At 59.0% G+C, this 23,281-nt stretch carries 18 protein-coding genes and 6 pseudogenes; 19 read left to right on the top strand and 5 right to left on the bottom strand.

The window, feature by feature from the left end:
- The first annotated feature begins 27 nt into the window (after window positions 1-27).
- From AC1RLZ_RS28135 to AC1RLZ_RS28085, 11 genes are all read left to right on the top strand, one after another.
- Complete coding sequence (locus AC1RLZ_RS28135; protein ID WP_493191327.1) at window positions 28-810, top strand: enoyl-CoA hydratase-related protein; 783 nt, start codon at window positions 28-30, stop codon at window positions 808-810.
- Window positions 811-838: 28 nt separating this feature from the next.
- Complete coding sequence (locus AC1RLZ_RS28130) at window positions 839-1,603, top strand: enoyl-CoA hydratase/isomerase family protein (RefSeq protein WP_493191326.1); 765 nt, start codon at window positions 839-841, stop codon at window positions 1,601-1,603.
- An 88-nt stretch (window positions 1,604-1,691) separates the two neighbouring features.
- Window positions 1,692-3,197 (top strand): AMP-binding protein, encoded by a 1,506-nt coding sequence (locus tag AC1RLZ_RS28125; protein ID WP_493191325.1) that lies wholly within the window; start codon window positions 1,692-1,694, stop codon window positions 3,195-3,197.
- A gap of 110 nt (window positions 3,198-3,307) precedes the next feature.
- On the top strand, window positions 3,308-4,180 hold the full coding sequence (locus tag AC1RLZ_RS28120; RefSeq protein ID WP_493191324.1) for an alpha/beta fold hydrolase: 873 nt from the start codon (window positions 3,308-3,310) through the stop codon (window positions 4,178-4,180).
- Between the two features lie 117 nt (window positions 4,181-4,297).
- Entirely contained in the window at window positions 4,298-4,720 is a 423-nt protein-coding gene (locus tag AC1RLZ_RS28115) for a PaaI family thioesterase (protein ID WP_493191323.1), read from the top strand.
- Between the two features lie 112 nt (window positions 4,721-4,832).
- Window positions 4,833-5,645, top strand: a complete 813-nt coding sequence (locus AC1RLZ_RS28110; RefSeq protein WP_493191322.1) for an ABC transporter ATP-binding protein — start codon at window positions 4,833-4,835, stop codon at window positions 5,643-5,645.
- Window positions 5,632-7,557, top strand: a complete 1,926-nt coding sequence (locus tag AC1RLZ_RS28105) for an AMP-dependent synthetase/ligase (RefSeq protein WP_493191321.1) — start codon at window positions 5,632-5,634, stop codon at window positions 7,555-7,557. Before AC1RLZ_RS28110 ends, AC1RLZ_RS28105 begins: the two co-directional genes overlap by 14 nt.
- A 3-nt stretch (window positions 7,558-7,560) precedes the next feature.
- Entirely contained in the window at window positions 7,561-8,448 is an 888-nt protein-coding gene (locus AC1RLZ_RS28100; RefSeq protein ID WP_493191320.1) for a branched-chain amino acid ABC transporter permease, read from the top strand.
- 4 nt (window positions 8,449-8,452) lie between these two features.
- Window positions 8,453-9,526, top strand: a complete 1,074-nt coding sequence (locus AC1RLZ_RS28095) for a branched-chain amino acid ABC transporter permease (protein ID WP_493191319.1) — start codon at window positions 8,453-8,455, stop codon at window positions 9,524-9,526.
- A 13-nt stretch (window positions 9,527-9,539) separates the two neighbouring features.
- Window positions 9,540-10,346, top strand: coding sequence for an ABC transporter ATP-binding protein (locus tag AC1RLZ_RS28090; RefSeq protein ID WP_493191318.1), 807 nt, complete (start codon window positions 9,540-9,542; stop codon window positions 10,344-10,346).
- A gap of 94 nt (window positions 10,347-10,440) precedes the next feature.
- Window positions 10,441-11,688 (top strand): ABC transporter substrate-binding protein, encoded by a 1,248-nt coding sequence (locus AC1RLZ_RS28085; RefSeq protein ID WP_493191317.1) that lies wholly within the window; start codon window positions 10,441-10,443, stop codon window positions 11,686-11,688.
- A gap of 112 nt (window positions 11,689-11,800) precedes the next feature.
- Here the strand turns inward: AC1RLZ_RS28085 and AC1RLZ_RS28080 are convergent, their stop codons facing one another.
- On the bottom strand, window positions 11,801-11,980 hold the full coding sequence (locus AC1RLZ_RS28080) for a transposase (protein ID WP_493191316.1): 180 nt from the start codon (window positions 11,978-11,980) through the stop codon (window positions 11,801-11,803).
- A gap of 160 nt (window positions 11,981-12,140) precedes the next feature.
- Here AC1RLZ_RS28080 and AC1RLZ_RS28075 point away from each other — a divergent pair.
- Together AC1RLZ_RS28075 and AC1RLZ_RS28070 are read left to right on the top strand one after the other, a co-directional pair.
- Window positions 12,141-12,605 (top strand): annotated as a pseudogene (locus AC1RLZ_RS28075) (helix-turn-helix domain-containing protein); the annotation flags it as partial.
- 76 nt (window positions 12,606-12,681) lie between these two features.
- Complete coding sequence (locus tag AC1RLZ_RS28070) at window positions 12,682-13,200, top strand: IS630 family transposase (RefSeq protein WP_493191334.1); 519 nt, start codon at window positions 12,682-12,684, stop codon at window positions 13,198-13,200.
- Between the two features lie 39 nt (window positions 13,201-13,239).
- Here the strand turns inward: AC1RLZ_RS28070 and AC1RLZ_RS28065 are convergent, their stop codons facing one another.
- From AC1RLZ_RS28065 to AC1RLZ_RS28055, 3 genes are all read right to left on the bottom strand, one after another.
- The gene (locus tag AC1RLZ_RS28065; protein ID WP_493191315.1) at window positions 13,240-13,476 is read right to left on the bottom strand and encodes a hypothetical protein; all 237 of its coding nucleotides are present in this window, start codon (window positions 13,474-13,476) and stop codon (window positions 13,240-13,242) included.
- Window positions 13,477-13,561: 85 nt separating this feature from the next.
- Window positions 13,562-14,164 carry a PepSY domain-containing protein gene (locus tag AC1RLZ_RS28060; RefSeq protein ID WP_493191314.1) on the bottom strand — a complete coding sequence of 201 codons (603 nt, stop codon included), beginning with the start codon at window positions 14,162-14,164 and terminating at the stop codon, window positions 13,562-13,564.
- A 216-nt stretch (window positions 14,165-14,380) separates the two neighbouring features.
- Window positions 14,381-15,019: a TetR/AcrR family transcriptional regulator gene (locus AC1RLZ_RS28055; RefSeq protein WP_493191313.1), complete on the bottom strand. Its 639-nt coding sequence runs from the start codon at window positions 15,017-15,019 to the stop codon at window positions 14,381-14,383.
- Window positions 15,020-15,176: 157 nt separating this feature from the next.
- On the opposite strand from AC1RLZ_RS28055, the gene AC1RLZ_RS28050 reads away from it, so the two are divergent.
- The 6 genes and pseudogenes from AC1RLZ_RS28050 (at window position 15,177) to AC1RLZ_RS28025 (ending at window position 21,385) form a co-directional block, all read left to right on the top strand.
- Window positions 15,177-15,974, top strand: a complete 798-nt coding sequence (locus tag AC1RLZ_RS28050; protein ID WP_493191312.1) for a DUF1269 domain-containing protein — start codon at window positions 15,177-15,179, stop codon at window positions 15,972-15,974.
- A 192-nt stretch (window positions 15,975-16,166) separates the two neighbouring features.
- A pseudogene (locus AC1RLZ_RS28045) lies at window positions 16,167-17,189 on the top strand (efflux RND transporter periplasmic adaptor subunit); the annotation flags it as partial.
- A 12-nt stretch (window positions 17,190-17,201) separates the two neighbouring features.
- A pseudogene (gene istA / locus AC1RLZ_RS28040) lies at window positions 17,202-18,845 on the top strand (IS21 family transposase); the annotation flags it as partial.
- Between the two features lie 2 nt (window positions 18,846-18,847).
- Window positions 18,848-19,611 (top strand): annotated as a pseudogene (istB, locus tag AC1RLZ_RS28035) (IS21-like element helper ATPase IstB).
- A gap of 82 nt (window positions 19,612-19,693) precedes the next feature.
- A pseudogene (locus AC1RLZ_RS28030) lies at window positions 19,694-20,149 on the top strand (SDR family NAD(P)-dependent oxidoreductase); the annotation flags it as partial.
- Between the two features lie 73 nt (window positions 20,150-20,222).
- Window positions 20,223-21,385, top strand: a pseudogene (locus AC1RLZ_RS28025) (acyl-CoA dehydrogenase family protein).
- A gap of 709 nt (window positions 21,386-22,094) precedes the next feature.
- On the opposite strand, the gene AC1RLZ_RS28020 reads toward AC1RLZ_RS28025, so the two are convergent.
- The gene (locus tag AC1RLZ_RS28020; protein WP_493191311.1) at window positions 22,095-23,258 is read right to left on the bottom strand and encodes an ABC transporter substrate-binding protein; all 1,164 of its coding nucleotides are present in this window, start codon (window positions 23,256-23,258) and stop codon (window positions 22,095-22,097) included.
- Window positions 23,259-23,281 lie beyond the last annotated feature (23 nt).

Here is a 23,281-nt window from a genome sequence, read left to right as displayed (position 1 = left end):
TTCGCCAAAACAAAATGGAGTTCCATCGTGTCCGAAAAAGAGATCATGTACGACGTCCAGGACTACGTCGCGACCATCACCATCAATCGGCCAAAGACCCTCAACGCCTTTACCGGCGATAACATCGTAGAGATGGAGCGGCTGATCCTCGAGGCAACCGCAGACAAGAAAGTTGGCGTCATCGTCCTCACCGGCTCCGGCGAGCGCGCGTTCTGCGTCGGCGGCGACGTCAACTGGGAGAAGGATGCCGGCGGCAAGAGCGGGCTCGAAGGACTGAAATTCAACTTTAACCGCCACATCGTCGAATGCCCAAAACCGGTGATCGCGCGTGTCAACGGTTATGCGATTGGCGGCGGACACCACATCGCCTATTTCTGCGATTTCACCATCGCCGCGGAGCATGCGATCTTTGGCCAGAACGGTCCACGTGTCGGCTCCCCGGCGGGCGGCTACATCGTCTCGCACAGCGCCAATGTGCTTGGCCACAAGCGCGCGCGCGAGCTCTGGATGCTGGCGCGACGCTACACCGCCAAACAAGCATTCGACTGGGGGCTGGCTAATTCCGTCGTTCCGATGGCCGAACTCGACGTCGAGGTGAGGAAATATTGCGACGAACTGCTGGCTTTGAGCCCCACTTGCCTGAAGATTCTCAAGCGCTCATTCTACTATCACATGGCGCCGATCATGGAGCGCGACATGGATGACCTCGTCCGCGAGGTAGCGCCCGCCTATTTCACGACACAAGAACAGCAGGAAGGCGCCAATGCATTCCTCGAGAAACGCAAACCGGATTTCAGCGCGTTTCGCTAAAGACACCCATAGCGTAAGGGAGACTGCGATGCGACTAGGCAGCGTCAATTATGAAACCAACGGGAAGATCGCCATCCTTACGCTGGACGAACCGGGAAAGCTAAACGCGCTCAGCACAGGCATCCGTGAGGGTATTCTCGATGGCCTGAAGAAAGTAGATGAAGACGACAACGTCCGCGTCGCCATCATCACCGGCAATGGGGACAAAGCATTTTGCGCTGGCGCCGATATTAGCGGCTTCAACTTCGATCCGGGCAAAGTACGCAAGTTTATGATCGAGGCTTTAGCGGTATTAGCGGCACCAGAGAATTGCCGCAAACCCGTGATCTCCGCCGTCAATGGCATTGCGTTCGGCGGTGGCTTCGAACTCGCTATCGCTTCAGACTTTATCATCGCATCTGATCGCGCACGCTTCGCGGTGCCAGAGATCAAGCTCGGACTACTGCCCGGTTTTGCGATTGTGCGTCTGCACGATATGATCGGCCGCGCCAAAGCCAAAGAGATGAGTATCCTCGGCGATCCAATCAGCGCGGAAGAGGCATACAGACTAGGCCTCGTGCTACGTGTGGTTCCCCATGGTGATCTTCTCACGGCCGCCCTGGAATTTGCCGAACGAATTGCATCGAAACCAAAGCTTGCGGTGCAGATGGCGAAATCGTTTTACAACCGCGGCCTCGGCGGCGATGAGATGCGGCACGCGATCGATGGTTTTCCGCTCCTATTCATGCATCGAGACGCACAGGAAGGTATCGCTGCCTTTCTCGAAAAACGTGAACCAAAATTCGAGAGTTGACAAAGCGCCTGCGAGCGAAGGATTCGAAGGTTCTTCTTCGAGTGGAGCACTTTGCGATAGGTAGATCGTGCATCATATCGAGGAATCGATGACTCTCAAGGATTTCACACTCGCGGATGTTTACCGCCGCAACGCGCAACTCTTTCCCGACCGCACGTGCTTCGTGTTCGAGGGCAAGCGCATCACCCATCGCGACTATCTCGGACGGATCGAGCGGCTGGCGGCAGGTCTTGCTCGCGAGGGCGTGAAAGCAGGTGACCGCGTCGCCATCCTTTCGCAAAACTCGCTCGAAATGATCGATTTGATCGGTGCGGTCGCGCGGCTTGGCGCCATCCTGCTGCCGGTTAATTTCCGACTCAACGCCGAAGAAATCGGCTACGTCCTCGCCGATGGTGCCCCGGCGTTGGTTGTGGCAGGGGCAGAATACCAGGAGTTTATCGCGGCTCTAAAAGTGTCGCTACCTTCGGTCCGGAGCTATTTCGGCATCGGCAAGCACGCTGCGCCGTTTGCGCCGTTCGCAGATCTTGCGGCTTCGGAGGCGTCGATGCCTGACGGCAACTTCAGCGCCGACGATGGCTTCGTAATCATTCACACCGCCGCCGTCGGCGGGCGGCCGCGCGGAGCGCTGTTGTCGCAAACCGGCCTTCTAACGGCGCAAAGCTCGCTGGTGCAGGCCTGGAGCCTGACCGAGCACGACGTCAATCTAGGTGTGCTGCCGCTGTTCCACGTCGCCGGCCTTGGCCTGATGCTGACGGTGCAGCAGGCTGGCGGCGCCAGCATCATCGCTTCGAAATTCGACCCGCAACAAGCGGTTCGCGACATTGCCGCCGAGAGGGTGACCGTCATGTCGGAGTTTGCGCCGATGCTGGCAAACCTGATGGATCAGGCCAAAGGCGACGAATTGACGACGTTGCGCGCGGTGACCGGACTGGATACCCCGGCGACCATTGAACGCTTCGAGAAAGCCTGCCCTCACGCGGTATTCTGGGCAACCTTCGGACAATCCGAGACATCGGGCCTCGCAACGCTGTCGCCCTACCGCGACCGGCCAAAATCAGCCGGGCGCCCCCTGTTCTGGCGCACCATTGCAGTCGTCGACAGCGCCGACAAGCCAAGACCCACCGGACAAACCGGCGAGATCGTGGTGTGCGGTCCCACCGTCTTTAAAGGTTACTGGAATAACGACGCCGAGACCGCCCGCACCTTCCGTAATGGCTGGCATCACACCGGCGACATGGGCTATTTCGATGCCGATGGCTATCTCTGGTATGCCGGCCGTGCTCCCGAGAAAGAGCTGATCAAGACGGGGGGCGAGAACGTCTATCCGGCGGAAGTCGAAAACGCGATTCTCCAACATCCGGATATCGCCGAAGTCGCGGTCATCGGCGTGCCAGATCCCCAGTGGAGCGAAGCCATCAAAGCAATCTGCGTGCGCCGAACTGGGGCGAATGTCACCGCCGACGAGATCATCTACTTCGTCGCCCGGCAGATCGCTCGCTATAAGAAGCCAAAGCACATTGTTTTCGTCGATCAACTGCCGAAAACCGACAAGGGTGAAATCGATCGCGCCGCAGTCAAATCCGAACACTCCTAGAAAGGATTCTGCTGGAGCTAGACGTCGGGCGTTATTCAAAACAATCCGGTTCTAGCACCGCTCGAAGGAGTATTACTCCGATACGGTACGGCGACAATTGAGGAAGACCAGTGAAGAAACAGAAGAACTTTTGTGGAGCTAAAGGACACGCAATCGTGGCCGATATATTTGGCGAGGGTTCGCCGATTTTGCTCGCGCATGGAGGAGGCCAGACCCGCTTGGCGTGGACTCGAACTGCAAGAGCTTTGATGGAGGCGGGATATAGTGCGGTTGCGATGGATCTGCGTGGCCACGGGGAAAGCGCCTGGTCGCCGTCCGGCTCTTACCAACTCGACGACTTTGCGTTGGATCTCCTAGCGATGTCTGATCAACTGAACGAGAAACCAGCTCTCGTTGGCGCTTCCCTTGGTGGCCTTGCGGGCTTGATAGCCGAAGGCGAGCTTCGCTCAGGATCTTTCACTTCGCTTACGCTTGTAGATATTACGCCAAATATGCAGCCGACCGGCGTTGCGCACGTCTTGGATTTCATGAGGGCACATTTGGCGGACGGCTTCGCCTCGACCGATGAAGCCGCCGATGCGATCGCCAACTATTTGCCAAATCGTCAGCGACGGAAAGGCTCGGAGAGTCTCGACCGTTATTTGAGGCGATGCGATGACGGACGTCTTCGCTGGCACTGGGATCCACGCTTTATAACTTCCCTGACAAACGACAAAGCGGGCCAGTCCGAAAAACGACTGAACGACGCCGCCAAAACGCTTAAGCTGCCGATTCACCTGATACGTGGAGGATCAAGCAATTTGGTAAGCGTGGATGCTGCGCAAGAGTTTCTTCGACTTGCTCCACACTCTACGTACACCGATATTGCCGGCGCAGGTCATATGGTCGTTGGCGATCGAAATGATGCATTTACTGAAGCCGTCGTCAGTTTCTTTCGAAAACCACCGATATCACAACGTAATAGCGATACGCGCGACAATTAGCCGCGCGATCGAGTGTCGCCCCATTTTGTGAGAGCTTTGTCGAAGGAATGAACCAATGATCAAGCTAGTGACAGATCAGTGCTTGATTGCTGAAAGAATATACATAGGAGCGAACGAGTGAATGAGATTAGATCCTGCAACGAAGAGACTATTGCTGAATTTCAAAAGGCTTTGATGATTTCACCTTTCCACCGGTGGCTAGGATTGAAAGCGGTCATGGTCGCTCGTGAACAGATTGAAATTGCCCTGCCTTGGCGCGAAGAATTTGTTGCCAATACTGCAATCGAAGCAACTCACGGCGGTATCCTGGCAGCCCTGATCGATTTAACAGGCCTTTACGCCGTTCGCGCAGCCGGAGGTATTGTAAGTGCTACAGCAGATCTTCGGGTCGATTATCATCGGCCGGCCACCCGCGGGACAATTCTCGCACGCGGCATGGTGGTTAAACTGGGGCGCCGGATAAGCACTGCCGACGTACGCCTGACCGATACTAGCCAGGTTCTCTTAGCCAGTGGGCGGGGCGCATATCTCGCGCAATGAGGCGAGTACGATCATTTGGCGAATTGCACCGCACCACACTCTTCGGTTGCCCAAATGCCTAACAGGCGTTAGATTTGGAAACTGCAAGTGTTGTTAACAGATTGACCTTCAGATGGGATTCAAGTTGACACTCAAGGATCGCGGTGACGACGCCCCAGTACTCGAATGCCGGTCTGTCGAGCGCCGCTTTAGCGGCATTGTCGCGCTGAACGGAATCGATATGTGCATCGAGCGCGGCGAGATATTCGGCCTCGTCGGCCCCAACGGATGCGGCAAGACCACCCTCACCAACGCGATCACCGGATTTTATCCGCCGCAGCGCGGGCGCATTCTGCTGAACGGCCGCGACATCACGGGCCTGGCGCCACACTATGTCGCGACGTTGGGAGTTGCCCGCACCTTCCAGAACCTTGCGCTCTTCAACGGTATGAGCGTGCTCGACAACATCCTGCTGGGCCGTCACATTCACATGAAACCCAGTGTAGGGCGTACAGCGCTCTACTGGTGGCTTGCCCGCAGCGACGAGACGTTGAACCGCGCCGCGGTCGAAGACGTGATAGATTTTCTGCAGCTTGAAAGCGTGCGCGACGAACTGGTTGACGGGATTCCGATCGGCCTGAAGAAACGGGTCGAATTGGCGCGCGCATTGGCGGCCGAACCGAGCTTCCTGATCCTCGACGAGCCGATGGCGGGGATGAACCAGGAAGAAAAGGAATACATGGCGCGCTTCATTCTGGATGCACGCGATGAACGCAATGTCACCGTGCTGCTGATCGAGCACCACATGGACGTCATCACCGGCATTTGCGATCGCATGTTGGCGTTGAACTATGGCGAAATGATCGGCAGCGGCGTGCCGGCCGACGTCGTCGCCGACCCTCGGGTGGTCGAGGCTTACATCGGGGGCGCGCATGCCGCCCGCTGAATCGGCCTTGGCCTGGAATTTCGAAACCGATAGCACGCTGATCCGCGTTCTGGCGCGCAATGCCGAAGTCTTTCCCCACCGTGTCGCGATGCGCGAGAAAAGCAAGGGCATCTGGAAGCAGACAACGTGGCGAGAGCTGCTTGAGAGCGTGCTTTGCTGTGCCGCAGGCCTCGAAGGACTGGGTTTCAAGGCAGGCGAAGTCATGCTGGTGCTGGGCGACAACCGGCCCCGACTTTATGCCGGGATGCTGGCCGCCGGCGCGCTCGGCGGCTACGCAATGCCGGCGTTCCCGGATGCAACCCTCGATGAAATTCGCCACTTCGTTCACGAGGCGGGCGCGCGTTTCGCGTTGGCCGAAGACCAGGAGCAAGTCGATAAAATGCTCGATCTGCGCGATCAGGGCGCCACAATCGAACACATCGTCTACGACGATCTGCGCGGGCTGGCCGCTTACGCCAATTCGGGTCTGATTTCGTGGGACGCGCTTCAGGCAAAGGGCGCGGAGCTAGTCACCCGCAACCCCAATCTGCGAAACGAGTTGATCGCCCGCGCGCAGCCTGAAGGCCCGGCCGTGTTCGTGCATTCCTCCGGGAGCACCGGCAAGCCCAAGGGGGTGGTGCTGTCGCATCGTAACCTGTTGGCAGGCGTTCGAAATGCCTATCACGGCGGAGCGTTCCAGTTCGGCGAGAGCATTCTGGCCTATTTGCCGATGGCCTGGGTCGGCGACTTCGCGGTGACGATGGGCGCCGGAATCGCACTGCACTTCACGATCAATATTCCAGAGCGGCAGGAGACCGTGCTGCAAAACCTGCGCGAGATTGCGCCGACCTTCTATCTGGCCGCACCGCGCAGCTGGGACAATCTATTGACCACAATCCAGGTGCGCATGGAAGACTCCTCGTGGCTGAAGAAGCTGGTCTACAAGTTTTTTATGGCGTTGGCCATTTCAGCCGAAAACCGCAAGCTCGAAGGCAGTCACCCCACCCTCAACCAGCGGCTGTTGAACTCGCTTGGCGAATGGCTGGTCTATGGACCGGTCAAGGACCAATTCGGCCTGACCCGGTTGCGCGGCGCCTTCACCGGCGGCGAAGCGATGGGCGAGGATACGTTCGTTTTTTACCGCGCGCTCGGCATCAAACTGCGCCAACTCTATGGGCAGACTGAAACCAGCGCCTACAATGCCATCCAGGGCCTCGACGAGGTAAGGTTGCACACCGTTGGCCGTCCCCTGCCGGGCGTCGATGTCCGGATAAGCGACGCCGGCGAGATTCTGATCCGCTCCGGCAGTGTGTTCAGCGGATACTTCAAACAAGACGAGGCCACGCGCGAAAGCCTCGAAGACGGCTGGTTGCACACTGGAGATGCAGGTTACGTCGAACCTGACGGGCATCTCGTGGTGCTAGGGCGCCTGTCGGACGTCGTGCATACAGCGAAGGGCGAGCGCTATATTCCCAACTATATCGAGAACCGGCTCAAGTTCAGTCCGTACATCAAGGATGCCGCGGTGCTCGGAAGCGGCCGCGATACGCTGTCAGCCATCATCTGCATCGACAAGGAAGCTGTCGGCCTTTGGGCGGAACTGCGCGGCGTTTCCTACATCTCCTATGCCGACCTGTCGCAGAAGCCGCAGGTCATCGTCCTGATCGCCGCCGCGGTGAAGCACGTTAACAGTGCACTACCACACGGATTGCAGTTGCGGAAATTTGTCTGCCTGCACAAGGAATTCGATGCCGACGACGGCGAAATCACCAGAACCCGCAAAATCCGCCGCAACGTCGTGGAGGAGCGCTACAAACCGATCATCGACGCCATCTACGGTCATCAGAATGCGGTGCTGATGAAGGCAACGGTCAGCTACGAGTCAGGCGAAGTCGGCGTCATCGAACGCACGCTGTCGGTACAGGAGGCCTGACGCATGGACGCGATATCATTGTTGGAATCCGCTGCCAACGGCTCACTTATCGGCTTGATGTATTCACTGGTCGCGATGGGAATCGTCCTGATCTACAAATCGTCATCGGTGCCTAATCTTGCTCAGGGCTCGATGACGATGCTGGCCGCTTATGTCGTGCTTGCATTCGCCAACAACGCAGGCGCACCGATCTGGGCCGCGATTTCGCTGGCGATCATCACAATGTTCATCATCGGGTTGGCCATCGAACGGGTGGCGCTGCGGCGCCTCGCCGGCCGCCCCATCATCATGATCCTGATGATGACGCTCGGGCTGGAGATTTTCCTGCGAGCCGGCTCGATGACCATTTGGGGCGGTACCACGCGACCCATGGATCTGGGCATCAGCGATGCCCCGCTTTTTCTTGGTCCATTATTAATCAACCGCGCTTACGCTTTTGGAGCGGTGGTTGCAATTGCGATGTTCGGTTTTTTCGTGATGTTCTTCCGGACCCGGATGGGTGTGGTTTTGCGTGCGATTTCCGATGATTATACGGCGGCGTGGTCGGTCGGCATTTCGGTCGAGCGTGGCGTCGCGCTGTCTTGGGCCATGTCGGCGGTGGTCGCGACGATTGCTGGTGTGCTCTGGAGTTCGGTACAGGGCGTCGATCAATCGCTCGCGCAACTGCTGCTCAAGGGCGTGACCGTAGCCGTTTTGGGCGGACTGGACAGTATAGGAGGCGCGTTGCTCGCCGGCGTCCTGCTCGGCGTCGTCGAGGGAATTGCATCCAGCGTTCTCGATCCCGTTTTGGGCGGAGCCAGCCGGGATCTCGTGGACGCGGCGATGCTGATCTTGACCATCTTGATTCGACCGCACGGCCTCTATGGCCGCCACGACATCGAGAGGGTCTAGGATCATGCTATTCCGTCAAGCCGGGATTTTTCATACGAATTATGGAGCCGACCGGGCATTATTTCCGATCCCTGCCGATCGATGGATGATTGGTATTCTGCTGTTGCTGGTGCTGGCCGCGCCGCTCTACATGAACACGCTTTATCTCAGCAGTTATTTGCTGCCTTGGCTTGTCTGGACTGCGGGCGCGCTCGGTCTCAATTTGATCCTTGGATGGGCGGGACAATTTCATCTCGGCTACGCAGCGGTGATGGGAATCGGTGCCTACGCCGCGGTTCATGCCACCAAAGCAGGCATACCGTGGGAGATTGCCATCATCCTCGCGGGAGTAACGGCTGCGGTTATCGGAAGTGTTTTCGCTTTCGCTGCTTTGCGCGTGAAGGGCCTATATCTGGCGCTCAGCACACTCGCCCTGCAGTTCGTGATGGACTGGACGATTTCGCACGTGCCCGCGATCAGCGGTGGTACGCAAGCGACCTTGCAAGCCCCCGACATTCGGCTGCTGGGCTGGCCTGTTACCTCGGACGCGGGACTGTATTACGTCGCTTTGGTCTGGTGTGTTCTTGTCACGTCATTCATGCTCAACCTGCGGCGCACCGCGCTCGGCCGTGCTCTGGTCGCTGTTCGGGAGAAAGATTACGCAGCCGCGGTCATCGGAGTGAACAGCTTCTACTTTAAATTAGTGGCCTTCGCGACATCCTCGTTCATCGGGGGTGTCACCGGCGCCATTCTGATCGGTACATTTTACCATGCCGTAACTCCCGAGCAGTTTTCCGTCGACGTCTCAATTCAGGCGTTGGCGATGGTCATAGTGGGCGGGCTTGGCAGCATCATCGGCAGCTATTTTGGCGCTGCGTTCATTCTGCTGATGCCGAGCGTGATGAACAGTTTCATCTCCTGGGCGGCGACCAAGTTCGGGGTCTCGTTAGGTATCGAAACTCTGGCTCATCTGCCCCAAGCTCTCTATGGCGCGCTCATTATCGGGTTTCTCCTGATCGAACCGCTGGGGCTTGGGAAGATGTACAACAACATTCGGGAATATCTCCTGGTATGGCCTTTCGGCTACACGAAGAAATAGCGGGAAGCTCGACATGAACGCACCGATTGCCGCTAAGATACTGTCCCTCAACAATATTGAGGTCGTCTACGACTACGTCTCACTTGCGATCAAGGGTGTCTCGATCGATGTGCCCGAGGGCGGAATGGTGGCCCTGCTCGGCGCCAATGGCGCAGGAAAGAGTACGACGCTGAAATCCATCAGCGGCTTGCTCATGGCCGAGCGGGGCGAGGTGCGGCGGGGCGAACTGCAGTTCCGTGGCCAAAGCATTGGCGGCCTGATGCCGCAGGACCGCGTCAAGCTGGGAATCGCCCACGTGCTCGAAGGACGCCGGGTGTTCGAACATCTCACGCCCGACGAAAACCTGATCGCGGCTTCGGCGTTGCATAGCCGCCAGGACATGAACCGCAACAAGGAACGGGTTTACAGTTATTTCCCACGTCTGCACGAGCGCCGGACCGTCGCCTCGGGTTATCTCTCCGGGGGAGAACAGCAAATGCTCGCAATCGGCCGTGCTTTAATGACCCAGCCAAAACTACTGATGCTCGATGAACCCAGCCTGGGACTGGCTCCTTTTCTCGTCGCTGAAATCTTTCAGATTCTCGGCCGTATCAACCGCGATGAAGGACTCTCGATATTGCTGGTCGAGCAGAATGCGATTGCCGCGCTCGAAATCGTCTCCCACGGCTATCTGATCGAAAGCGGCCGCATCGTGATGCACGACAGCGCAGCAGCGTTGAAGAAGAATCCCGACATTCAGGAATTCTACCTAGGAGGCGCGGAAAACAAGAATTTTCGCGACATCAAGCATTACCGACGACGAAAACGATGGCTGACCTGACGGTCGCCAAGCACCTGTCATTCAATAAAAGCTGATTTGCTGATTTTAATAAATGTTTTGCAATTCACTCAGTCCAACAAGGGAGGATACAAAAATGAAGTTACTATCCATACTGGCCGGACTGGCGTTCACGCTGTTCAACGCCATGCCGGCAGCCGCGGCCGATCCGGTGCGCTTCGCGTTATGCTATGACCTCAGCAAGGCCTACACGTTCGTCACACCGCAGATCGCCCAAGCTGCGCGCGACTATGCCGATCTTCTCAACTCAAAAGGCGGCCTTGAAGGCCATCCAATCGAAATAGTCGTGCAGGACCACGGCAACGAGCCGCAGCGCGGCATCGAATGCTATGAACGCCTGAAGCGCGAAGGCGTGATGGTGTTCGACACGTTGTCGACGCCGGTATCGCGCGCTGTCCTTCCGCGCATCATGAAGGATGGCAACATCCTGATCCAGTCGCTGGTCGGTCGTGGCGATGCGGTCGATGGCAACGTTTTCAAATGGGTGTTCCCGATCGGACCGACCTATTGGGGCCAGGCCGCCAATGATATCGAATATATCAAACAGAAGTCCGGCGGAAATCTCAAGGGCGTAAAGGTCGCGTTCGTTTATGTTGATTATCCTTTCGGGCAAGAGCCGATTGGTATTCTGAAGACACTGGCGCAGAAGGAGGGTTTCGAGTTGCAGCTCGTGCCGTATCCCCTGCCGGGTAACGATCAGGCGTCAGCTTGGACGCAGATCCGTCGTCTAAACCCGGATTGGATTGTGAGCTGGAGCCTGTCCAATATGCATGTGATCGCGTCGCGCGAAATGAAGCGCAATGGTATCCCGATCGAAAAATACATCGCCGTTAATTGGCTCAACGAAGTCGATATCAAAAATATCGGGCCCGATGCCGCCAAGGGATTAAAACGCGGCACCAACGTCGCCGGCGGGTCAAACCAACCTCTGGTCCAGGAAATACTCAAAGAACTTTACGACAAAAACAAAGGAAATGGCGACCGCAAATTTACCGAGGACGTTTACTACAATACCGGTTTGGCGATCTACTCCATCGCATTCGAGGGCGTCCGCCTTGCGATCAAAGAGGGCGGCTGGCCGTTGACGCCGGGGAAGATCAAGAGTGGCCTTGAGAGTCTGAAGAATTACGATGCGAATGGCATGATCGCACCCATTACAGTCACGACGCAAGACCACGGCGGAGGCGGTAAGACACGCATCGAAATGTGGGACGGAAGTAAATGGGTCCCGCAAACCGATTGGATTGCCGGCTTTCAGGACGACGTCTGGAGTGTCGTAAAAGAGCAATCAGCGGATTACGCCAAGTCTGAAACACAAAAATGAAATTGCCTCTGGCCGGCAAAGTCGATTTACCGACCGTTGCCGGCCAGGTTGGTGCTGGTTGTTTTCTATTGTGGCTCTTCGTGCATTTTAGTTGGTAGATTTGGGCACTTTTTTACAGTTGTGGCAAGCTCGCGGTCAGGATTTTCAGTTTGAGATTTTCTTCGTCGCGCAGGCCGTAGGCGCGGCGCTGAAGGACGCGGATCTTGTTGTCGAAGCCTTCGACGAAGCCGAGGGCGATTTTGTTTTCCGGTTTGCAGTAGGCGGCGATGCCGTGCCAGTCACGCTTGATCATTGCGGCGAATTTTTCCTATGGCTTGAGGCGTTGCCAGCGTAGTTGAGCTTTCCAGTTGTCGAAAAAGCGACGTGCCCATACCTCCGGCTTTTATACTCGGATTCATCGATAATCCGAAAAACCGCTTGCCAAGAGACGATATTGGGATTCGAGTTAGGGCATGATTTGCACCGGCTTTTTGTCTGAAGTCGACCGTGCCGACCTGATCGAGCTGGCGCGGGATGGATCTGCGGCGCATCGATTGGCGCGGCGCGCCAACGCATTGGTGCTTCTGGATTCCGGCTGGAGTTGCGAAAAGGTCGCCGGAGCGTTGCTGCTGGACGACGACACGATCCGCCGGTGGCATGGCTTGTTCATCGAAGATGGCCTCGAAGGGCTGACGCGCTTCGAGGCCGGTGGCAGCGCCTGCCTGATGAACAACGAGCAACAGGAAAAACTGAAGGCCTGGGTGGCAGCGGCGCTACCACGCTCGACGCGCCAGATCGGTGGCTGGATCGAGAAGGAATTCGGACACGTCTACGCGGGCCGTTCGGGACTGATCGCGTGGTTGCACCGTCTGGGGCTTGCCTATCACAAGCCGAAGGTCATTCCGCGCAAGCTCGACGAGGACAAGCAGAACGCTTTCATCGCGACCTATGAAAAGCTGCTGAATTCGCTGCCCGACGAGGCCGTGCTGTTCGCCGACGCGGTTCATCCGACCCATGCGGCGCGGCCCGCCGGTTGCTGGGCGCCGAGCCAGGAGACTCTCGATCGAGCAGACCAGCGGTCGTCAGGGCATCAACATCCATGGCGCGGTGGATCTCGAGACCGGCCAGACTCGCATGATCGAGGTCGAAACCGTCGATGCCGCCTCGACGATCAGGCTTCTGGAATCAATCGAGGCGTTCTATCCGATGCTGGTCCTCATCCACGTCTTTCTGGACAACGCGCGCTATCATCATGCCAGGATCGTGCAGGAGTGGCTCGCTCAGCCGGGGCGGAGAATAAAGTTGCACTTTATCCCGCCCTATTGCCCGCATCTGAACCCGATCGAGCGGCTATGGGGCGTGATGCACAAGCACGTCACGCACAATAAGTCATACGCGACTTGCGCCCAATTCGCCGATGTGACGCTTGAGTTCCTGCGTGCGAAAGTCCCGCGAAATTGGCCTCGATTCCGCGATTCGGTCACCGACAACTTTCGCGTCATATCGCCCGCGACTTTTCGGGTTATGACGTGAACCAAGTATACAGCTAATTAGGCGTTCGAAGGCGAAGGCCTACTCAGGTTTTTTCTTGTTGCCCGCTTCAGCATCGAAGATCGCACGGCACGCCGGACTGAGCTGCGGCATTTTCTTCTCCATGCAGACCGCAATTTTATCGCGATCCGGGATGAACTCCGCACAGAGACGAGTCGCGTCTCCCTGGCAGGCAAACTGTTTGTCTACTTCGGTGGCTGCGGCCATAGCGAGCGACGGCGTCATCAGAACGAGCGCGATGAACAGAGCATTTTTCATTGAATATCCTTCAGGTTGTTGAACTTGGGTTGGTAAAGCGGGCGCCAGAAAGTCCAGCATCTTGCGATGATGCAAGCCTTGGCTATTACGGATTGCTGGCGGGGAAATGCCGACTGCGGTTCTCTCTTGCAGGGCTGACCGACACCTCTTTCAAGGCGCCGTCGGAGACGACAACCACAACGAAGACGAGCTTTCCATCGGTGCGGCTCAGGCCGGCACTGACGGCTTTGCCGGCGCCGTGTTTCTCCGCAATCGTTATTACCTCGGACAGATTGAAGCCGGCGCGCGCGACATCGGCGACGTTCCTGCGGTCATCGCGATCCATTTTGGCGATCGGCATTGAATCATCGAGCACCACGTTCCGTGTCGCGGCATCGACCGAGCCGCTCCATAGTTTGTCGCTCTGGTAGGCTTTCACATGATAGACTGGCGCGTCGCGGCTGCCGTCAAAGCTAATATCCACCACCGTTGCACCGCCCAGATGCTGCTCAACGGCGGAGACGCCGTCCTGTGCCGAAACGGTTACCCGATCGAATGCCGCGAGTTCGGCGCGATGCGCCGAAAAAGATTGCTCTTCTTCCTTCGCAGCAGATGCCGCCGAGATGTCGCTGATGGCGTTGGCCATTGCTGGCAAAGGAACCGTTGCGAGCAAGAGCAATAAGGAAAATTGCGCGATTCTTTTGGTCATGGAACCTCCGCGGTTGGCAGCCCGGCGTGAGGCAGAGCGACGCCGCTCGCCCATACTAGTCAGCAGGTGTTGATTAACATGGTTCCGTCGGCGCGATAGTCAAGGCGCAGAATTTTTACACCCCAATCTGAACAGTGATCGCCAACCCACCCGTCCGACCAAGGAACGCGTGCGATCGACAAAATGCCAATGACGCGGACATGCGCCGGGCACGGTTTAGGCGAACCCCACCGCCAGCAATGCGCGTTTCAATTCGTGGCGAAACGCCTCGTCCTTCTTCGCGCTGCTGGAGAACCGGGCGATGAAGGGGCGCATGACAACCGTCATCGAAATGGCGCCCGTGAACGCCGCAAAGAAAAAGTCCGGGTCGATATCCTTGATGTCGCCGGACTCGCGCGCCGCGCGGATCGGCGGCAAAAGAATCTCATGAATGGGGCGTACTATCCGGTCGTAGACATAATCGAACCGTTCATTCTGCTCGCCAACTTCGTTCACAAAAAACATCGCAAGCTGCGGCGTATCGCAGACATGGTCGATCATCCGGGCCATGGCCAGGCGAAGGATTTCGCCGGAGGATGATGCGGCGGCTTCGCCTTTGGCAATCGAGCGAAATTCGGGGAGGGTGCGTTCCGCAATGTCGTCCACCACCGCCGTCCAAAGGCCGTACTTCGACCCGAACTGATGGGAGATCAGCGCCACGTCAATTCCAGCCTCGGTCGCGATCTGACGAAGGTTGGTGCTTTCAAAGCCATGTTTGGCGAACGCGGCAAGGGCGGCTTGCAGGATCGCAACAGATTTGGGCTGCTCCGCTTTTGGTGGGCGCCCTCGACGCTTTGGAGCTTCCTTTACAGCCATCGTCAAATCTCTTCAGTCATGCGGCGGAGCCGCAGCCTTGACATAATGTTGCCATCGTTTTAATCAACACATGTTGAATAAATGGGATTGCTTAAGACCTTTTCGCGCCTTGATCGACATTCTGCAACTCGCATTGAACTTCAGAGAAGGCGCCCCGATGAACAAGGTCGCGGTCATCGTTTTCGAAAACGAAGCCAAGGCCTACGAAGGAACCCGTGTCCTTGCCGAGTTGCACGGTGACGGCAGTATCGTCCTGTTCAGCGAAGCCGTGATCGCCAAGGATCCTGGTGGCGCCGTCTCGCTGAAAGACGCGGCGACGGGCGGTCCACGAGGAGCGGCGGTCGGGGCTTTGACGGGCGGGCTGATCGGCCTGCTCGGTGGGCCTGTCGGCGCGATGCTTGGCCTCGCAGGCGGCGCCCTGATTGGTAGCTACGGCGACCTTTTGAATGCCGGCGTTTCGGCGGACTTCGTTCGCAAGGTCGCTGACGCGCTCAAGCCCGGAACGACGGCTATCGTGGCCGAGATTTCCGAAGATTGGGCGATCCCTCTCGATACCCGGATGCTGGCGCTCGGCGGTCGCGTGCTGCGGACCTACCGCAGCGATTCCGATGATGATCGTATTGTGAAGGAGATCGCGGGGCAGGCCGATGATATCCAGCGGCTCAAGGCGGAATTCGCCGAGGCGACGGGAGATGCCAAGAAGCAGCTTGAACAGCATCTTGCCGCAGCGACGCTTGCGCTCGAGGAAACGGTCGCGCGCGCAAAGACCAAGTCAGAAGTTTTGAAGGCCGAAGCGCACGCCTTGATCCACGCGTTGAGCGAGCAGGCCGCCGCCGCTGCCTCGGATATCAAAGCAAGGATAGACCAGCGGATCGTCAAGGCGAATGCCGAATACGAGGCGCGCTCTGCCAAGCTCAATCAGGCCTGGGGTCTGACGAAAGACGCCCTGAGCTGAGCCGCGAGGTCGTCGGACGGCCGTGTATTGCTGGCAATTGTCAATGACCGAAAAAGACGAAGTCGGATCGGAATTTTGTCCGATCCTGAAGGGACGGCAGTGCAGTTAGCCCGCCCCAAACCACCCGCACCTCATTTCCCTTCCGCAGCGAAAGCCTGCGCTCGCACCGCAAGGTCAGCAACGTCGGCCCACATGCAACAATTACGTCCATTCTCGATCCTGCTGCCGATGGTGCTGCTTCTCAGCGGCTGCGGTGAAAACGCGGTCGTGACCCGGCAGGCGACCGTCGTGAGAACAGAAATTGTCCGTCTGCAGCCGCGGCAGGCCGTGATTCGCCTGACGGGGGATGTGCAGGCACGCGTGCGGACCGAGCTTTCCTTCCGGGTAAGCGGACGCGTCACCGAACGTCTGGTCGACGTCGGCGCGCATGTAAACGCCGGGGACGTGTTGGCCAGGATTGATCCGACCGAACAGCGCGCCGACGTCGAGGGGTCGAAGGCCGCACTATCGGCCGCCCAGGCCCAGCTCCGCGTCGCCACCGCGACCTTCGAACGGCAGAAGGCCTTGATGGTGAGCGGATTCACGACGAAGGTCGCCTACGATCAGGCCCAGGAAGCATTGAAGACCGCGGAAGGAATGCTGGAGGCCGCCGAGGCCCAGCTCGGCAGATCGACGGACCTCCTGAGCTACACGGACCTTCGCGCAAGCGCCGCCGGGATCATCACGGCACGAAATGTCGAGGTCGGCCAGGTCGCCCAGTCTGCTCAATCGGCCTACACGCTGGCCCAGGACGGCACCAGGGACGGCGTTTTCGACGTGCATGAATCGTTCTTCCTGCGGCAGGCGGACAGCGAGATTTTCCAGCTCACGCTGTTGTCGGATCCGGGTGTCGCCGCACTCGGGAGGGTCCGCGAGATATCGCCCACGGTAGATTCGAAAAACGCCACCGTCCGGGTCAAGGTGGCCATCCAGGACGCGCCGGCCGCGATGACGCTGGGCAGCCCTATCGCCATCGAAGGTCGCGAGAAGCCGGTCGGCAAAATCGTCCTGCCATGGAATGCGCTCACCGCGGACCAGAATGGGCCGGCGGTATGGACCATCGACGCAAAGACCAGCGTCGTATCGCTGAAGAGCATCGCCATCGAGACCTATGAGAGTCACTCTTTCGTGGTCAGCAGCGGACTGCAGCTCGGCGAGCGAATCGTCACCGACGGGGGCAAGCTGTTGCTGACGGGGGTCGACCGCAAAACGATCCGCCGGTATCGGGCGCTGCTGGCTGCCGCGGAGGCAAAGTCCCCCGGGGAAGTGACCGCCGGCTCGCAGAGCAGGGAAAGCCAAATTCCCCCACCCCGACCACCGGCCCTTGAGGCGCCGGTGACGTCGCTCACCAGCGGCGTGGTCCGCTCGGCCTGCGAACCGCATCGGACGTGGATCGAACAGCAGGTTCGCCTGAAGCGGAACGCGCAAGCGATTTATCAGGACCTGGTTGATCAGTATGGCTTTGCGGCCAGTTACGAGAGCGTCAAGCGGTTTGTCCGCACGTTGCGGCACACCGATCCCCATCAGTTTGATCGTCTTGAGTTTCTCCCCGGCGAGGAGGCCCAGGTCGACTATGGCGAGGGCGCGCTGACGGTTGATCCGAACAGCGGCCGGTACCGCCGTCCACGCCTGTTTGTGATGACCCTGCGTTACTCGCGGCGCAGCTTTCGGCGGGTGGTCTGGAAATCCAGCCAGCAGGTCTGGGCGCAGCTTCATGAAGAGGCGTTCCGGTATTTTGGTGGGGTCCCCAGTTACATCGTGCTGGACAATTTGAAGGAAGGGGTCCTCAAGCCCGACCTGTACGAGCCGGAACTCAATCCGATTTACGGCGCGATGCTCGCTCATTACGCCGTTGTCGCCGATCCCGCCCGCGTGGCTGACCCCAACCGGAAAGGATGCGTCGAGAATGCGATTCAACATACCCAGGGCACCGCGCTGGCCGGACGGCGCTTCGAGACGCTGGAGGCCCAGAACGAGTTTTTGCGGCACTGGGAGGAGAACTGGGCTTCCAAGCGCATCCACGGCCGCACGCGCCGGCAGGTCGAGGCCATGTTCCAGGAGGAGAAGCCGCACCTGCGGCCGTTGCCTGTCTCTGCCTTCCGCAGCTTCACCGAGGTTGTCCGGACCGTCTGCGACGATACCACCGTGCGCGTCGATAGTAGCTATTACGCCGCGCGGCCCGCGCCCATTTGCAGCCAGGTCGTGGTGCGGATCTACACCTCCACGATCGAGATCCGTGACCGTCGCACCCAGGCGCTGCTGCGCGTTCATTCCCGCATGGCGTACCCCGGTTCTGTCGTCCTGCCGACCAGCGAACGGCCGTTCAATCCGTCGCGGCAAACCGCCTTCCTGCTGTCGAACGCCGGCCGCATCGGCCCGCAGACCAAGGCGCTGTGCCAGCAGATGTTCGACACCGAAGGGCGGCTCGGACAACGCGCGATGTGGGGCATTGTCGGGCTGAGCCGGAAGTATCCGGCCCGGCTGGTCGAACAGGCCTGCGCGCACGCCATCAGCAACCGCATCTACCGTTACAAGCACGTGCGTGCGACCGTCGAGCAGCTGTTCGAACAGGCGCTCGAGCAGGTTAAAGCGGCGCCGCAGCCGCCATTGCTGCTCACGCAGGATCATCCGCTGATCCGCGTCGCCGCGGAATACGGTGATCTCTTCAGCCGCGCTGTGCGGCATGCCGCCGGCAATGGCCTGCCTATCGAGACCAGCGACGACGTCGTCACTGCAATCCGCGCTCGTGGCGCCTGCGCAACCCCGGCCAGCTCCGGCGCCACGAGCGCTCCCACCGCTTCCCACCCCCCAACTGGAGACCCGACCACATGACGATGACCATGCCGGAAATCGAACGCTGCTTGCGACAACTGCGCCTGTCGGGCGTCCGCGACACGCTGCAGACCCGCGTGCTGCAGGCGCAGGGCGCCAATCAGCCCTTTCTCGAGACCTTCTCCCTGATCCTGCAGGACGAAATGGATCGTCGTCAGTCCCGCCTCATCGAGCGCCGCTACCAGCAATCCGGGCTCGAAGAAAAGCTGGCGCTTGCCGAGTTCGACTGGTCGTTCAATCCCAAACTGCCGCGCCAGGCCAGCTTCCAGCTCCACACCTTGGCGTTCATCGCCGCCGGCGAGAACGCATTGCTCATCGGCAAACCTGGCACCGGGAAATCGCACATCGCCAAGGCGATTGCCTATCAGGCGATCCTGCAGAGCCACAAGGTCCAGTATCTCGAGACCGACGACTTCTTCCACCGCTACGCCCTGAGCCCCGTCACGCAGCGCGAGGTCCGGCTGCGAAACATCATCGACTGCGATCTGCTCGTATTGGACGATCTATTCCTCTCCCGCACCATCCCCGACGACGCCGCCGCCTTGCTGCAGACCCTGATCCATCAGCGCTACAAATTGCACCGCAGCGTCATCGTCACCTCTAATCGTGTCGTGCAGGATTGGGGGCCTACTTGAATGACAACACCATGAGCACGACCATACTCGATCGCCTGATGCACCATTGTCATCTGCTCGAGTTCGACGGTCGCAGCTATCGTCTCAAGCAGGCCGCCGAAACTCTTGCCAGGGAAACAAAGCCAGATTAAACCATCCCTGTCCTGCTTCACGGGTGGAGGAGTTTGACCGACCACACCCGGGGGAGTTTGAACTGACCGTCCGGGGAATGGCGCGGCCGAGCCGATCCGGATCATGGCGAAAAAGGAAGCCGAGGCCGGCTGCGAAGTGTTTCGCAAGGTCGTCAACATCTCGTCGATCGCGGGACTCTACGGCAATGCGGGGCAGGCGAGTTACTCCTCGGCCAAGGCGTCGCTGGTCGGATTGACGCGTACGATGTGCAAGGAGTGGGGACGCTACAAGGTCAACGTCAATTGCGTCGCCTTCGGCCTGATCAATACCCGCCTGACCCAGCCGATCGAGGCCCAGCAGAAAACCATCGATGTCGCCGGGCGCGACATCAAGGTCGGCGTCCAGCCGCAAATGCTCGACGCCATGGCCAGAATGATTCCGCTCGGGCGCGGCGGCACGCCGGAAGAGGCTGCGGACGCGGTTTACCTGTTCTGCAGTCCGGAATCGAACTACATCAGCGGCCAGGTGGTGGTCTGCGGCGGCGGCATTCTGATTTGAGGCGCGCAGGCGGGCTTGACCAGGAGCCGACGCAACCGTGAAATCATTCCATCTCTCTTGAGGTGATATCGTGATGGCCTACCGTTCTTCCTGGATGACCGAGGAGCTGGATGTTTTTCGCGACCAGTTCCGCAAGTTCCTCACCAAGGATCTGGACCCGCACGCCGAAAAATGGCGGCAGCAAAAGATGGTGGATCGCTCCGCCTGGAAAGCGCTCGGCGATATGGGCGCGTTGCTGCCAAGCGTCCCGGAAGCCTATGGCGGGCTCGGTGCGACATTCGCCTATGACGCGGCGGTGTTTGAGGACATCGAGAGCATTGTCCCGGAAGTGCTGAGCGGCGTTACGGTCAGCAGCGGCATCGTCGCGCACTACATCCTGAACTATGGTTCGGAGGAACAAAAACGTCGCTGGTTGCCCGGCATGGCGCGCGGCGAACTGATCGGCGCCATCGCGATGACCGAGCCCGGAACCGGCTCCGATCTGCAAAGCGTGCGGACGAACGCGCGACGTCAGGGCAACAGCTACGTCATCAACGGTCAGAAGACCTTCATCACCAACGGCCAGACCGCCGACCTGATCATTGTGGGCGCACGCACGGGCGGGTCGTGCGCCAAGGGCATCTCGTTGATCGTGCTCGAAACCGCCGGCAATGACGGCTTCAAGCGCGGGCGCAACCTCGACAAGATCGGAGTGCACGCATCTGACACATCCGAATTGTTCTTCGAGGATGCGGTCGCGCCGCCCGAGAACCTGCTCGGCGAGGAGGAGGGTCAGGGCTTCAAGCAGCTGATGCAGCAATTGCCGCAGGAGCGGCTCATCATCATCGCCGTCGGCGCCGTCGCGTCGATGGAGCGGGCAGTCCGCTGACCGCCGAATATACCAAAGAGCGCAAGGCATTCGGCCAACCGATCATCGACTTTCAGAACACGGCGTTCAAGCTTGCCGAGCGCAGGACCGAAGCGACGATAGCGCGGGTTTTTCTCGACTGGTGCATCGAGCGGCTCATCGCCGGTGATCTCGATGCCGTGACCGCGTCGATGGCGAAGTGGTGGTGCACGCAAAAGCAGGTGGAGACCACCGACGAATGCCTGCAACTTCACGGCGGCTACGGCTACATGCAGGAATATCCGATATCGCGGATGTTCGTCGACGCGCGCATTCAGAAGATCTACGGCGGCACCAACGAAATCATGAAGCTGCTGATCGCGCGCTCCCTGTATCGGCCGTTCGATTGAGATGATCATCAAAAAGAGCCGCCCGCTGTTTCAAAGGTAAGACTAAAATCTGTTAGCCGGCGGCTGCCTCTCTCCTAGAGCGCCGGCCGTTGGGCGTCGCGATCCACGACTGCCCCGATTTGAATGGCAATTTCAATGCTAAGAAGTTCGCAGTTTCGTTCGAAAAGTGCGCCATTCCTCAACAGATTGACGAGCCTAACCTAGGCTTGCGCTGGGCCTTTGCGCCGAACGCTGTCGGAGATTGTCATACAGCCCACCATCTCGCGTTTCGACCGCCGTCGCGGGAAGCCTTTCGGAAGGCTCGTCGCGCCTTGACGTTTGGTCCGGTGACATCAATTGTCTCTGCTCACGCGGGGCGCCCGATCGACTTGGAATTCTCATCCAGCCCGGTCGCATAGACCGCCTTGTCACCGACATCGCGCTGCCAAGAATCTGCGAAGCGGGTCGAAGAGGTTGGCCGGCCGGTCGATGTCGTCGCCGCGCGGCAACGTCGCCGGCGCTGGTTGTGGCACCGCTCATCGTCCCATGAACGGACCGGAGGCGCGGCCGCGAAGCGGGCTTTTTCACGCCTGGCTTGATCGTTCGGGGCTCGCCTGCCGACGGTAGTCGGGGCCGGCGGGATCAGCCTCACCTTGCGGAGTCTGGGATCAACGACGGCCAAGAACTGAGGGGGAGGCCGAGGACAAGCCTCGGCCTGCGATCTCGTCGGCTACTTGATATCGTATGCTTTCCAATCGGACGCAATCTGGATCGCGTTCTTGGCGGGATCCCATCGATAAACCCTGTAGTACTGCGTGGTGCGGAAATGGTTATCCTTGGTCCACGCGATCGGCCCGCCGCGTAGACCCTTCGTGTCAACCTTCAAGGTGGACATGACGTCCTTCAGTTTTGCGGAAGTCGCCGGCCATCCCGCAGCCGCCAACGTGGTCTCGATCGTCATGCCTCCGATCCAGCCGTCGGACATCTGCTCCGGCTTGTACGTCGAATTGGCATCCTTTGCCGCCTTGGACATCTCCTTTTGAACGGCGAGGTCCTCGAAAAACATCGCATTGGCGCCCATCGCGTACAGTTCGCCGTCCTTGATTTGGGCAAGCTCGGCTTCGGTCTCCGGCAGCACGTTCAGAGCATATCCGCCCTTCCAGCCGAGCTTGCGTAGGGCGCCAAATGTCTTGATCTCCGTGATCCAGGGCGCCCAGCAATAGACCCAGTCGGGACCGCCCTGCATGATCTTGGTGGCGAACGGCGTGTAGTCGGCGGTAGCGGGCGGGATGTTTTCCTTGCCGATCACCTTCATATCAGCTTCACCTGAGAATTTTTCGGCAGCGTCGATGCCAAGCCGGGACACCGGAATGGCCATCGCCACCAGTCCGATATTGATGCTGCTGCCCGATTTCTCCTTGATGAAATCGATGGTTGCGCGCGCGTCGTGCGCCGCCGAAAACGACGTCGTGCAGAACAGGAATTCGTTGGCCGGCGGATACACTTCCGACGGACAGACGGAGCCCGCAAACAAAAGCGGAATGCCAGCGCGTTGCGCTTCAGCAATCATCGGCGCGAATGTCGACGAAAGGCTGGTGTTGATGAGCAGCGAAACCTTGTCCTGAGTGAGCAGCTTCTTCGCATTGGCTGCCGCCTTCGATGGCTCGCCCTGGTCATCCTGCACCACCAGCGTGATCTGCCGGCCGTTGACACCGCCGGACTTGTTGACGCGGTCGATATACAGTCTGAGCCCTTCCGCAGCGCCCGCCACCGTGCTCGCGCCGGGACCGGTGAGCGCCGCACTCATTCCAACCATGTAGGTTTCCTGCGCATGCGCGCCAACGCTCATCAGAGCAAGCCCGGCCGACATGATCCCAACCTGAAACAATCGCATGTAGTCCTCCCGACAATATCGTC

Source organism: Tardiphaga sp. GW822-FHT04G09, assembly GCF_058800725.1.
This window is presented reverse-complemented; position numbering and strand designations above follow the sequence as displayed.